Source organism: Allosalinactinospora lopnorensis, from assembly GCF_000981225.1.
GTDB lineage: Bacteria > Actinomycetota > Actinomycetes > Streptosporangiales > Streptosporangiaceae > Allosalinactinospora > Allosalinactinospora lopnorensis.
Window position 1 is genome coordinate 14,866 of record NZ_LAJC01000035.1, and the last position, 12,192, is coordinate 27,057.

Annotated in this window: 12 protein-coding genes and 1 pseudogene; 10 read left to right on the forward strand and 3 right to left on the reverse strand. The window is 67.7% G+C overall.

Features of this window, described 5'->3' with window-relative positions; translation table 11 throughout:
- Nucleotides 1–568: 568 nt before the first annotated feature.
- From VS93_RS14160 to VS93_RS14190, 8 genes are all read left to right on the forward strand, one after another.
- Nucleotides 569–1,090, forward strand: coding sequence for a hypothetical protein (locus VS93_RS14160; RefSeq protein WP_046470408.1), 522 nt, complete (start codon nucleotides 569–571; stop codon nucleotides 1,088–1,090).
- A gap of 40 nt (nucleotides 1,091–1,130) precedes the next feature.
- Nucleotides 1,131–1,742: a hypothetical protein gene (locus VS93_RS14165; protein WP_046470409.1), complete on the forward strand. Its 612-nt coding sequence runs from the start codon at nucleotides 1,131–1,133 to the stop codon at nucleotides 1,740–1,742.
- A complete protein-coding gene (locus VS93_RS14170) occupies nucleotides 1,733–2,374 on the forward strand; it encodes a hypothetical protein (RefSeq protein ID WP_394298821.1) in 642 nt (213 codons plus the stop codon). The genes VS93_RS14165 and VS93_RS14170 overlap by 10 nt, the downstream gene beginning before the upstream one ends.
- A 1,067-nt stretch (nucleotides 2,375–3,441) precedes the next feature.
- Nucleotides 3,442–3,936, forward strand: coding sequence for a hypothetical protein (locus tag VS93_RS14175; RefSeq protein WP_046470411.1), 495 nt, complete (start codon nucleotides 3,442–3,444; stop codon nucleotides 3,934–3,936).
- A 150-nt stretch (nucleotides 3,937–4,086) separates the two neighbouring features.
- On the forward strand, nucleotides 4,087–4,236 hold the full coding sequence (locus VS93_RS28165; RefSeq protein ID WP_338022738.1) for a hypothetical protein: 150 nt from the start codon (nucleotides 4,087–4,089) through the stop codon (nucleotides 4,234–4,236).
- A gap of 217 nt (nucleotides 4,237–4,453) precedes the next feature.
- A complete protein-coding gene (locus tag VS93_RS14180) occupies nucleotides 4,454–4,957 on the forward strand; it encodes a pyridoxamine 5'-phosphate oxidase family protein (RefSeq protein WP_236700547.1) in 504 nt (167 codons plus the stop codon).
- A gap of 322 nt (nucleotides 4,958–5,279) precedes the next feature.
- Nucleotides 5,280–5,687: a YciI family protein gene (locus VS93_RS14185; protein WP_046470412.1), complete on the forward strand. Its 408-nt coding sequence runs from the start codon at nucleotides 5,280–5,282 to the stop codon at nucleotides 5,685–5,687.
- A 6-nt stretch (nucleotides 5,688–5,693) separates the two neighbouring features.
- The gene (locus tag VS93_RS14190; protein ID WP_046470413.1) at nucleotides 5,694–6,839 is read left to right on the forward strand and encodes an RNA polymerase sigma factor; all 1,146 of its coding nucleotides are present in this window, start codon (nucleotides 5,694–5,696) and stop codon (nucleotides 6,837–6,839) included.
- Nucleotides 6,840–6,861: 22 nt separating this feature from the next.
- Here VS93_RS14190 and VS93_RS28170 read toward each other — a convergent pair whose 3' ends face one another.
- On the reverse strand, nucleotides 6,862–8,376 hold the full coding sequence (locus VS93_RS28170; protein WP_236700548.1) for an RNA-guided endonuclease InsQ/TnpB family protein: 1,515 nt from the start codon (nucleotides 8,374–8,376) through the stop codon (nucleotides 6,862–6,864).
- 270 nt (nucleotides 8,377–8,646) lie between these two features.
- Between VS93_RS28170 and VS93_RS14195 the strand changes: the two genes are divergently transcribed.
- On the forward strand, nucleotides 8,647–8,841 hold the full coding sequence (locus VS93_RS14195) for a GNAT family N-acetyltransferase (RefSeq protein ID WP_046470414.1): 195 nt from the start codon (nucleotides 8,647–8,649) through the stop codon (nucleotides 8,839–8,841).
- A 62-nt stretch (nucleotides 8,842–8,903) separates the two neighbouring features.
- On the opposite strand, the gene VS93_RS14200 is transcribed toward VS93_RS14195, so the two are convergent.
- Together VS93_RS14200 and VS93_RS14205 are read right to left on the reverse strand one after the other, a co-directional pair.
- The gene (locus VS93_RS14200; RefSeq protein ID WP_046470415.1) at nucleotides 8,904–9,530 is read right to left on the reverse strand and encodes a DUF1707 domain-containing protein; all 627 of its coding nucleotides are present in this window, start codon (nucleotides 9,528–9,530) and stop codon (nucleotides 8,904–8,906) included.
- Between the two features lie 391 nt (nucleotides 9,531–9,921).
- Nucleotides 9,922–10,200 (reverse strand): hypothetical protein, encoded by a 279-nt coding sequence (locus VS93_RS14205; RefSeq protein ID WP_046470416.1) that lies wholly within the window; start codon nucleotides 10,198–10,200, stop codon nucleotides 9,922–9,924.
- Between the two features lie 237 nt (nucleotides 10,201–10,437).
- Here VS93_RS14205 and VS93_RS14210 point away from each other — a divergent pair.
- Nucleotides 10,438–12,191, forward strand: a pseudogene (locus tag VS93_RS14210) (GMC oxidoreductase).
- The last annotated feature ends 1 nt before the right edge of the window (nucleotide 12,192 follow it).

Genomic DNA, 12,192 nt, shown 5'->3' on the forward strand with positions numbered 1-12,192 from the left:
CCCGGCATCGTCGGGACGCACGTGTGCCCCGAGCCGGTGAAGCCTTTCCGCCTCCGGTCACGGTGTGCGCCCCGCAGGCGGGTCCCTGAGCGTACGTCGCGCCAGCGGCCTCGTCCACGTCCAACGCCGATCGGTTGCTGCGGTGTCCCGTCCGGCACACCCTACGTCCACCCCCTCGGCGCCCGGAAGCCGAGAACGACTCCGATGCCGGTCTCGGCGCGGTCGCATCGGCCGACGCATCCGGCGCACCACCCGCATCGTGCGCAACGCTGCGTGACCGGCGACACAACAACCCTTCTGTTGTGTCAACGGCCCCCAGGCCACCCCGCGACGGGGTGGCGAGCGTCACCCCAGGTACGAACGCGGACAGAATGGGCAGGGCGGCACACACCCCCCATCGTGCTCGAAACAGAATCGGGTTCGCCACGGAAGGCTGACCTGGAAATCCCTGGATCACCCGTGAGAATTCCCAGCACAAAACCCTGACATAACTCGCTGTAACCGGTTTTCTTTTTTCTTCCCCCATGGAGTACTCTTCGCATTCCCCACATCCCCTCGAGAAAGGCGAATGGTCTTGAGAGGAAGAAGAGTAGTCCGCGATATCGCCACCACCGGCGGCGTGATCGCGCTTCTCAGCGCCACGCTCACGAGCGGCGCCTACGCGCAGGACACGCGTCACTGCATCATGAACGCCGAGACGGGGGAACAGGAGTGTTTCGACACCCTCGCCGCGGCCATGACCGACGCGAGCACGGGCGAAGGCGGCAACGGCCAGACCGCGATGCGCAGTCTCAAAAGCCAGGGCGAGGTCATCCAGGGCACGTTCTTCGTCGACGAGAACTTCGGCGGAAACAGCCTCACGATCGTCGGTGAAGCCCCGTACACCGACAACGACGGGATCAACTACACGTTCGATTTCCCCGAAGAATGGCAGAACACCATTTCCTCTGCTCAGCCCTGGGCCAACTGCTGGCTCTGGCTCTACCCCGAGCCGGGACTCGGCGGCGACCGCGACGGACCGTTCAAGGAGAACACCCCCTACGTCGGCGACCTCATGAACGACCGCACCCAGTCCGTCGGTTTCAGCTGACCCCTTCCCCCCGCGACGCCCCATCGGAAATGAATTCGAGATGAGAACAAGACACTCGCGTGTCCTCGCCCTTCTTTCGGCGCCGATCGGCCTGATCATGCTCGCCCCGCCGGCCTCCGCCGACCACGAGGACATGCCCACCGCACGCCAACTTCTGGAGAGGTGCGACAACGGCACCGACAAGTGCGTCTTCCACCCCAGCGGTGCCCCCGAGTACTACGCGGAAGCCGCCCACCAGGTCGGCGACTCCGTCTACAACTGCTCCGAGGAGGAGCAGAAGTTCATCGTGGCGTGGGAGGAGACCAAGTCGCAGAGCAACAGCGTCGGTGTCGCCATGACGACCGAGGCCGGCTTCGGCAAGGCCTTCAACATCAGCTACGAGCAGAGCTACGAGCACACCTGGGAGAGTTCGCACACCGAAGCGCAGCGGACCTTCGTCTTCACCGGCCCGTACGAGGTTGGCTGGGTCGAGCGCGCGCCCCGGATGGAACGGGTCAAGGGACAGTACGAACTGAACTTCGGTGACCGCTACCACGGCCACTACTACTGGTACGTCCCGTTCGAGATCACCGGCCCCGCACCCGACGGTACCGAGGCGGTCGTGCAGAAGAGCCGCGAGATGACGGCGGAGGAGAAAGCCCAATGTCCATGAGAGACGAGCGCCGAGGGACAATGAGGCGCAGGGCCGCGGCCACCTGCACGACGACCGGGTTCGCCCTGCTGCTGGCCGTCGGCCTGGCCCCGCCGGCCTTCGCCGACCACGAGGAGATGCCCACCGCACGCCAACTTCTGGAGAAGTGCGACAACGGCACCGACAAGTGCGTCTTCCACCCGAAGGGGACCCCGGAGTACCACCAGGATGCCTCCGAGGTCGTGGGCAACCCGGTGTACAACTGCACCGACCGGAAGCAGACGACGATCGTCGAGTGGTCGGACACCAAGACGGAGTCCAACAGCATCGGCCTGTCGATGACGACCACTTTCGGCGTGATCTTCAAGGTGGCCTTCAAAGTCAGCTACGGGCACTCGTGGAGCGAGTCGCACACCGAAAGCCAGTCCACTTTCGTCGATGCGCCTCCGGGGCACGTCGCCCGGGTCTACCGCGGCGCCATGATGCAGAAGGTGAACGGCACCTACGAGCTGCACTTCGGTGACCGCTACCACGGCCACTACTACTGGTACGTCCCGTTCGAGGCCACCGGCCCCGCCAAGGAGAAGAGCGGCACCGTGACCCAGTCCGCGACTCCCATGACCGAGGAGGAGCGCGCCGCCCACTGCGACTAGGCGACGGAGACGCTCCCTCCCCGCTCCATGCCGTGACCCTGCGGCGGGGAGCTTCCGACCAACCCCGCCCCCGCCAGAGGCGGAGGGCCCGACCAGCAACCGAATCCCCCGACGACGAAAGTGATTTCCGGGTGCCCGCCGAGACTGCGAGAGACCGTCCGTTCCAAGGGCATATGGCGGCACCCGGGCGCCGGTAGCCGAATCGGGCAGCGAAGTTCCGCAGTCGGCGGGCACACGCGTACTGACAGGACCGCGGCACGTGGGAATGTAGACGGCCCCACGCGTCCGCGCCGGGGTTTCCCCGCACCTGTCCATGCGCCTGAGCCGGTGTTGTGGAGACACCGGCTCACACGCCCGCCGGCTGCGGAACCGTTTCACGAGTAGCTCCTCCGGCCTGACTTCGTGTGGACGTACACCGGAACCCGGCTCATGCCGGTCGCCGCAGGGACGACGCCGATCCGCACGGCGGTCCGAGTCCATCGACTCTTCAAGAAAGCACCTTTCCGGAATAAGGCTCCTCGACTTTCGATCTGCCGTATGTTCTATCTAACCGCACGGAGAACCGCCAAATCCGACTCCAGTGGACCGGCCACCCTGCATCACCGCCTTGACCTGCATATTCTCTAGGCAAAAAGAGGAAGACCGGAAATTTTCCCCGAGTGACCCGAACCACTCAACGGCCCTACACACACGATTCCGGTATTTTCCGTGGTCACAGCCTTCCAGCGCCCGCGCAGCCTTTCTTAAAATAGCCATATTTTCCCTTAATGACGTTTTAGGGACACCGCCGGGAGCAACTCCCGAAGAAGAAACCAACGGCTCCGCTGAGCCCCGCGGGGACGGGTGACGGCAGACCGCGCTCGCCGGTGCGCGTGCCGGACGTGCGAGACGCGCACAGATGGGTGACTCCCGTTGAACGGCGCGAACGCGCGCCGGCGCGCATAGAGAGCGGTCGGACGCGTTGTCCACAAGGGATGGACTCAGGTGGTACGGACGGCCGGACGCGCCGGAGCATTGGGACCCGGTGCGCCCGTCCGGGTGCATCGGGTCCCGACGGAAGGTGTGGCATGCGGACCGGCGAACGGGTACTTCTAGTTGCCCTACTCGTGTTTTCCGGAGCGTGGTCGGTCATGGGCGGGGCGCTCGATCCGGGAGGAGGGAACGTGGACGGGTTCACTGTCGCGTACGTGCCTGATGAGGCCGGAGATCTGGTCTCCGACTACTCCACCGAGTGGGGAGGCGTCAGGTTCGAATCGCGCGTATGGGAGCACGAGACCGACGAGGGCGGCTTCCGGGTCGATCTCAAGGTGAACGTGCTCCGGGGAGAGCGGTTGACCGGCGTCGAGGCACTGCGTGAATTCATCGCCGATTACGAGGAGCAGGATCCCGGCGCGTGGGAGCTCGAACGGTTCCAGAACGGCCAGTGGCAGGGGTACCGGACCGAAGGGCTGGCGTTCTGGTTCGTGGGGAAAGGAGTCGGGGTCTCGGTCCGGCTCGACCCGCGCGCCTTCGATGACGAGCAGCTCACCCTGACCGCCCGCGGGATCCGCCCCGGGGACTAGATGTTGCGGGGTGGGAGGTTGTTGACGCTGGGGGCGGGGACCGGCGGATGGGAATCCGAAGACGCGGCTTGGTCTTTCCGGGCGCGTGTCGCCGGACTCGACCGGCGAGTCCTTACCATCGGGTATGTGGCTATCCAACGAAGGGACCACGTGGGCATCGTCGTTACTGTCGTCGCCGGCCTGCAAGCCCGCGGCGCGGAACTCGTGGGTGAGCCGGAGCGCTACGAGGACAACTACCGGCTCTGCTACGTCCGCGGCCCGGAGGGGATCATCGTCGAACCGGCGGAGCAGATCAGCTAACGGTCCGTCGCGGCCGACCTGCGACCAACGGAGCGATCCGACTCGCGTTCCGCACGCGGATCCTCTTGCGGGAGGTCGGTGTGGCGCCCCGCAGCGGCCGCATGGTTGCTCGAACCGGCCGTCGGAGACGATGAGTTTCCTTCCCACCATCAGTCACCACGTCGAGCGCGCTGGCCCGATGGGACGCTGGGCGGACCAAGAAAACAACAATGGAGGGATGACCGTGCAACCGAACGAGATCACCGAGGTTCTGAACCGACCGATCAGTCAAGAACTGTTGGCCCGCGACCTGACCCGCTTGGCCTACGTCGCCAAGGACGGCACACCCCGCAATGTCCCGGTCGGGTTCACCTGGAACGGCTCAGAGATCGTCATGTGCACTGCGAAGAACGCCCCAAAGCTTCCGGCCCTGCGCAAGAACCCGACGGTTGCCCTGACGATCGACACCGAGGTGCACCCGCCCAAGATCTTGCTCATCCGCGGTCGGGCCGAGCTGGACGTCGTCGAGGGCATCCCGGACGAGTATCTCGAGGCGAGCGGCGCCTACGAGATGACGCCCGAGCAACGGGTCGAGTGGGAGGCCGACATCCGCTCGCTCTACGACGGCATGGTCCGGATCGTCGTGACCCCGACGTGGGCGAAGCTGATCGACTTCGAGACGACTCTGCCGAGCGCGGTCGAGGAGCTGGCCCGGCGGCGGGACGAGCGTCAGCGCGCCTGAACACCGCGCGGTCGCCCGCGTTGGGGTGGATCGCCCACGCCTCAAACCCCACCCCGGTGCGCGGACAATGCCTACTTCCGCCGGCCGCACCGGGTGCCGCTCGAACGGCGGCGATCCGACGCGGCTGGGCCTGGCTCACCAGCGTGCCCTTCGCGCCCCGGACGCGAAGCGGCTTCCTGTGCCCATCCGTGGCGCCGCGGAGTGCGTGGTGTCATCGAAGCCCGCCAGGAAATGTCGCGGTGGGACGTCGAGAACCCGCGCGCGGCGCCGTCCCCGGGGTGAACACGGCCACAATGGGCCGTACCGCACCAAGGAGAACACGATGGCCAAGTACCTGCTGCTCAAGCACTACCGGGGCGCGCCGGCAGCGGTCAACGACGTGCCGATGGACCAGTGGACGCCGGAGGAGATCTCGGCCCACGTGCAGTACATGGATGACTTCGCCGCTCGGCTCGAGGGCACCGGCGAGTTCGTCGACAGTCAGGCGCTCTCCCCGGAGGGCACGTTCGTCCGCTACGACGGCGATGGGCGGCCGCCGGTCACCGACGGCCCGTTCGCGGAGACCAAGGACCTGATCGCCGGCTGGATGGTGATCGACGTCGAGAGCTACGAGCGGGCGCTCGATCTGGCCGGCGAGCTGTCCGCGGCTCCGGGGGCGGGTGGGAAGCCGATCCACGAATGGCTCGAGGTGCGCCCGTTCCTGGCCGCGCCCCCCACCATTACGGAGTGACGCACGGTGGACGAGGCCCTGCTCCGGACCCTCACCCCCACCGTGATTGGCGTCCTCGTCCGCCGCGGAGCCGACTTCGCGGCGGCCGAGGATGCCGTGCAGGACGCCCTGGTCGAGGCCGTGCGCGTGTGGCCGGACGACCCGCCGCGGGACCCCAAGGGCTGGTTGGTCGCCGTGGCCTGGCGCAAGTTCCTCGACGCCACCCGCGCCGACGCCTCTCGGCGGCACCGCGAGGTACGCGTCGAGGGCGAGCCCATGCCCGACCCGGGCAAGGTGGTGGACGACACGCTCCAGCTGTACTTCCTGTGCGCGCACCCGTCCCTGACACCGGCCTCGGCCGTCGCGCTCACGCTGCGCGCGATCGGCGGCCTGACCACGCGTCAGATCGCGCAGGCCTACCTCGTGCCCGAGGCGACCATGGCCCAGCGGATCAGCCGGGCCAAGCGGACCGTCTCGGGTGTCCGGTTCAACCAGCCCGGTGACGTCGCCACGGTGCTGCGCGTGCTCTACCTGGTCTTCAACGAGGGCTACTCCGGTGACGTCGACCTCGCCGCCGAGGCGATCCGGCTCACCCGCCAGTTGGCGGCCAAGACCAAGCATGAGGAGGTGGCGGGCCTGCTCGCGCTCATGCTGCTCCACCACGCACGGCGCCCGGCACGGACCCGCACCGACGGCGGCCTCGTGCCTCTCGCCGAGCAGGACCGCAGCCTGTGGGACACCCGCCTGATCGCCGAAGGCGTCGACGTGCTCCAGGCAGCCCTCACCCGCGACCGATTGGGCGAGTTCCAGGCTCAGGCCGCCATCGCCGCGCTCCACGCCGACGCCCGGACGGCCGAGGAGACCGACTGGGTGCAGATCGTCGAGTGGTACGACGAACTGGTGCGCCTTACCGACAGCCCGGTGGTCCGCCTCAACCGGGCCGTCGCGGTCGGCGAGGCCGACGGCCCGCGGGCCGGGCTGGCCGCCCTGGCAGGGCTCGACCCCGCCCTGCCCCGCCACGCCGCCGTCGCGGCGTACCTACACGAGCATGACGGTGACCCAGTGACCGCAGCACGGCTCTACGCCGAAGCCGCCCGATCGGCGCCCAGCCTTCCCGAACGCGACCACCTCACGCGACGGGCCGCACGGCTCAACGCAGAGCTCCGCCGTTGAGCGGCCGTTCAACCGAAACTCATCAACACACCACAGCAGGATCAGAGGACGTTCCCCAGCCAAACGTTCCCCGAAGCCAACTTCTACCAGCACAATCCCGCCTCAGCACCCGTTGATGCGTTACTTCCGAGTCTCCAATGAGCCCGACACAGGACAGTTCGGCGCTTGCCGGTTGTGGAAGGGGGCGCGCGTGTCTGCGCTGTCTGCCATGAGCAGCTCGGGATTGACATCCTCCTCCTCTTATAAAGAGGGGGATTCCAACCCAGGCGGGTTGGGGTTCACGGACGCTCGACCGCCGAGGCGGTGTCGTCCCTCCGGCATGTCCTGCCGCGACGTTCATTGAGGCGTTGGTGTCGGCGTTACAGGTGAAGCCGCAGAAGGAGCAGACGAACTCGGCTTGGCTCTTGCGCGAGTTCTTGTCGATCCATCCGCAGAGGCTGCACCGCAGACTCGTGTAGGCGGGTGGGACGTCCTCTACCCGCCCGGGTGCTTTGTGTTCGGTGCGGGTGCGGAGCATCCCCCACCCTTGGGCGAGGATCATCCGGTTGAGACCAGCCTTCTGGCCGACGTTGCGCCCAGGTTCTTCGCCGGTGCCCTTCGCGGACGCCGTCATGTTTTTGATGCGCAGCCCCTCGAACCGGATCACATCAAAGCTGCGGGCGAGACGGGTGGAGGTCTTCTCCACCCAGTCCTTGCGCCGGTCGGCTTCCCGTCGCTTGAGTCGGTTGGCCTTCGCGTGCTCAGCGGCCTTGCGCGGACTATTCTTGGGGGCTCGGGCCGCACGGCGCTCATGCTTACGCCGTTTAGCCAACTCCTTCTTCGAGGACGGCGGGCAGTTCAGCGTCTTTCCGGTGGACAGAGCTGCGGTGATCGCCACACCCCGGTCCACGCCGACCACCGAACCATCACCCGGAGCCGGCGTGGGATCGGGAACCACGGCGAAGCTGATGTGCCACTGCCCGTGCCGGTAGGTGACCCGGTACGACTTCGCATCCGGCAGCCCCCGACGGGTGTTGCGGAACCTCACCCACCCGCATCCGGGCACCTTAACCTGCGCCCACTTCGTGTTCAGCTTCTGAACGACCACGCGACGATGATGGACCTGCTTGCCCGTGGCGTTCAGCACCGGCTCACCGTCAGGGGTGAACGCGGGCACGCGTCCGGCGCCGATGACACGGAGCCCCTCGTGGCGGTGCTTCTTGCGCCGTTTCGGGTACCCGTGGGTGCCGCCCAGGAAGTTGGGCAGAGCTTGGTCGAAATCCCGCAGCGCCTGCTGCTGAATCTCGGCGTTGCCGGAGGCCACCCACGCGAAGTAGTCAGCCTCCTCAGGAGACATTCCGGTGGTGGCGGTGCGGCGCACTTCGGTGAGCAACGCTGCCATGCCGACGTATCGGGGCGGGCGTGCGGCACGGGCGCCGCCCTTGCGGTAGGTGTCGGTGACCCTCCATGCCAGATTCCAGGCGTGCCGCGCCTGCGCGCAGTGCTCAAACAGTTGAGCTTCCCGCTCGCGGGTGGGGCGCAGCCCAAACCGAGACATGCCGTCATTCTACCATCATATTGCCGGTATTATGACGGCATGCAGAAGATCACGCTCAGGCTTTCCGACGAGTTGAACGACAAGCTCAAAGCGGCAGCCGCAGCCGACGACCGGTCCGTGAACTCCTACCTGGTCGCACTGGTTCGCAGCGCCGTAGACGGTGGTGAGACGACGAACCGCCCCGGGGGCGGTTTGTCTACCTCTTAACCGCTACGCGGCGGACCGCATTCACCCCCGACCTGAAGGCCGAGGCCCCCCGCGGAAACCCAGATGGCCACGCTTCCCGAGGCCCGCGGGAAGGGCGCGGCCCGCGGTGTGATCGCCGCGCTGGCCGCCTGGGCCGGCGCGCACGCGGCCGACCGGATGTATCTCCAGGTGGAGCGGGACAACATCCCGGCTCTCCGGCTGTACGGGCGGGCGGGGTTCAGCGAAATATGCGGTTACCACTACCGCACCGCGGAGTGAGCCTCCGGCTCTGCCTCCGTTCGGATACGGTCACGGCCGTTCACTGCCGCCGACGGTGCGGCCTACTCGCCGTTCCAGCCGAACCAGTCCTCGAGGCGCAGCTTGTAACGCACCTTCAGCGCACCGCCCTTGACCTTGCCGGTGACACGGAAGTGCGGAGCCGGCGGCGCGGGGATCTCCGGAACGCGGCTGTCCACGCTGCCGAACCATGAGGTGTCGACGCTGATCTCAGCCGTGCCTCCCTCAGGGAGGATGAGCTTGGCGTCGCCCCAGGAGGCCACCACCTCAATCTCGACGAAATCACTCAGCAGCGTGGCCTGCCGGAAATCCAGCCGGGTGTCGCCGTAGGGGTTGGTGACCTCGATCCGGCTGGGCACCCGCCACCTACCGCGTCGGGTGATGGTTCCCGCCTTGGCTCTGAGCAGCAGAGGGTGCTCGGCTCCGGGCCGGCTCACCGAGACAGGAACGGATGGCGACAGCGATGACGCTGCCGACCGGTGCACGGGCAGGTCGGCGGTAAGCGGTTCGAGGTCGGCGTAGGTGCGGGCCCGATACCCCAGCTCAAGCCGCTCTTCCAACTCTTCGAGGGTGATGCGCCCCTCGCCCGCGGCGTCGCGCAGGATTCCCGCCACCCGGTCACGGTCGGCGTCCGATATCCGCATCCGGCGGCTCGCCTCGTCTGGGCTCACGTCTCTTCCGTTTCCGGTCAGTATGCTCCTTATTCATCGTAGTTGCGCAGTCCTTTCCCGGGCACCCGAACTCGACCCGGAACTCCCCGGGCATGTCCGACCCCGGTGCTAGAGTCATCGCCCGTTGACGCGCAAGCTGAAAACCTCTTCGAATTCTGCGTCCAATGGGGAATTCGTTTCAGCGGAGCGTGGGTACTGCAACGGTGTGGCCATCCTGGAGAGCGGGTCCGCACCGGGTCCGGCCGCAGGGCGGTTGAGGCCCCTGCCGGGGTAGGACGGGCTCCGGCAGGGACCTCAGCCGCTTGTGCTCCCACGCGCATGCTCAGCGACCAGAGCGCGCCGGCGCCTTCCGGCGCCCTCGGCCGGCGACTGAGGCGTCCCTGCCGGCCCGTTACGACTCCATCCGCTGGTCGAGCCCGTCGATACGCACCTCGTCGGCTTCGGCGAGGGGCCGCTTCACCTCCAGATCGGTGACGACCATGGAGGGGAGCAGCAGCGGAGGCGGGAAGTCCGGGGTGAACGTGAGCGGGATCCCGAGGATCCGGGCTTTCATGTGTGTCACGTGCAGGACGACATCGCCGGACATCGTCATGTCGGGGAGCCCCAGTGTGGTCGTGGCGCCGCCGCGCTGGTACCACTGTTCGGCCCCGGTGAACTCGGACTCGTCCATGGACCACTATTACTCGGCAGCAATGAGGAACATTACAATAACCAATGTCACACTTCCAAGTGGCGAACCGCACACGGGCGGTCACCTACCGCTCGCACCCTCATTGCCGAAATCACTGGAGGCGTGTCCGTGGGCACTGAAAACGCGCACCCGCAGCCCCCCGCAGAGGAGCTCTCCGACTCCGGCGGCCGCGGAGCCGGGGAAGCCGACACGAACGGCGTCTTCGACTACGACGTCATCGTCGTCGGGTCCGGCTTCGGCGGCTCGGTGAGCGCCCTCCGGCTCACCGAGAAGGGCTACCGGGTCGGGATCCTCGAAGCCGGCCGCCGTTACACCCCGGACACGCTGCCGAAGAACTCATGGGACCTGAAGAACTTCCTCTGGCTCCCGCCATGGGCATGTACGGCATCCAGCGCATCCACCTGCTGCGCGACGTCATGATCCTGGCCGGTGCGGGAGTCGGCGGCGGCTCCCTGAACTACGCCAACACCCTCTACGAGCCTCTGGAGGACTTCTTCGACGATCCGCAGTGGCGCGACATAACGGACTGGCGCTCCGAACTGGCCGCGTACTACGACCAGGCGCGGCGGATGCTGGGCGTTCGCACGAACCCGACCATGACCCCCTCCGACGACCACCTCAAGAAGGTCGCCGAGGACATGGGGGTGGGCGGCACCTTCCGGCTCGCTCCGGTCGGCGTCTTCTTCGGCGACGGGAACGACGGCGCAGGGGAGTGCCGCGGCGCTCCCGGCAAGCGGGCCGGCGACCCCTACTTCGGCGGGGCCGGGCCGAGCCGGCGCGCCTGCACCGAGTGCGGCGAGTGCATGACCGGCTGCCGGCACGGCGCCAAGAACACCCTCACCGAGAACTACCTGTACTTCGCCGAGCGGAACGGCGCCCGCATCCACCCGATGACGACCGTGGCACGGCTGCGCCCGCGCCCGGACGGCGAGGGCGGCGGATACGCGGTGGACACGCTCGCCACGGGCGCCCGGAGGCGGCAGAGGAGCGCCCGGACGTTCACCGCGCGCGAGGTAGTGGTGGCGGCCGGGGCCTACGGCACGCAGCGCCTGCTGCACTCCATGCGCGATCAGGGGCTGCTCCCCCGCGTCTCCGAGCGTCTCGGAACGCTCACCCGCACCAACTCCGAGTCACTCGCCGGGGCGATGACCCGCGGCGTCCCCCCTCCGGAGGACTTCTCCCAGGGCGTGGCGATCACCTCGTCCATGCACCCCGACCCACACACCCACGTGGAGCCAGTCCGCTACGGCAAGGGGTCCAACTCGATGGGGCTGCTGGCCACCATCCAGGTCCCCGGCGGCGGGCGCCTCCCCCGCTGGTTGCGGTTCCTGGGGCTGGCGGCGCGGCACCCCTACGTCTTCGCGCGCAGCCTGTCGGTGCGCCGCTTCTCGGAGCGCACCATCATCGGGCTGGTCATGCAGTCGCTGGACAACTCACTGACCACCTACACCAGACGCGCCCTGTTCGGCGGGCGGAAGCTGACCTCGCGCCAAGGGCACGGCCGGCCCAACCCCACCTACATCCCGCAGGGCGAGGAGGTCATGAGCCGGCTGGCCGACGAGATCGGCGGTTTCCCGGGAAGCACCGTGGGCGAGGTGCTCAACATCCCGTTGACCGCGCACTTCCTCGGGGGCTGCCCGATCGGCACGAGCGCCGAGAATGGTGTGGTGGACCCCTACCATCGGCTGTTCGGACACCCCGGGGTGCATGTCGTCGACGGGGCCGCGGTCACCGCGAACCTCGGAGTCAACCCCTCGCTGACCATCACCGCGCAGGCCGAGAGGGCCATGTCGTTCTGGCCGAACAAGGGTGAGCGGGATCCCCGGCCGGCTCCCGGCGCCGACTACCGGCGCATCGAGCCGGTCTTCCCGCACCGTCCCGCTGTGCCCGCGGGGGCTTTCGCCGAGCTGCGCTTCGGCAGGCCCGCCCGTGGACGCGCCGCCCCTTCCCGTACCACCGAGCCCGGATGAG

What these genes read in the sequence shown, in the direction of transcription:
- VS93_RS28170 (WP_236700548.1), bottom strand. Translation starts at nt 8,376, where the DNA reads ATGTCTCGGTTTGGGCTGCGCCCCACCCGCGAGCGGGAAGCTCAACTG.
- VS93_RS14180 (WP_236700547.1), top strand. Translation starts at nt 4,454, where the DNA reads ATGACCGTGCAACCGAACGAGATCACCGAGGTTCTGAACCGACCGATC.
- VS93_RS14160 (WP_046470408.1), top strand. Translation starts at nt 569, where the DNA reads ATGGTCTTGAGAGGAAGAAGAGTAGTCCGCGATATCGCCACCACCGGC.
- VS93_RS14165 (WP_046470409.1), top strand. Translation starts at nt 1,131, where the DNA reads ATGAGAACAAGACACTCGCGTGTCCTCGCCCTTCTTTCGGCGCCGATC.
- VS93_RS14185 (WP_046470412.1), top strand. Translation starts at nt 5,280, where the DNA reads ATGGCCAAGTACCTGCTGCTCAAGCACTACCGGGGCGCGCCGGCAGCG.
- VS93_RS14170 (WP_394298821.1), top strand. Translation starts at nt 1,733, where the DNA reads ATGTCCATGAGAGACGAGCGCCGAGGGACAATGAGGCGCAGGGCCGCG.
- VS93_RS14195 (WP_046470414.1), top strand. Translation starts at nt 8,647, where the DNA reads ATGGCCACGCTTCCCGAGGCCCGCGGGAAGGGCGCGGCCCGCGGTGTG.
- VS93_RS14175 (WP_046470411.1), top strand. Translation starts at nt 3,442, where the DNA reads ATGCGGACCGGCGAACGGGTACTTCTAGTTGCCCTACTCGTGTTTTCC.
- VS93_RS14205 (WP_046470416.1), bottom strand. Translation starts at nt 10,200, where the DNA reads ATGGACGAGTCCGAGTTCACCGGGGCCGAACAGTGGTACCAGCGCGGC.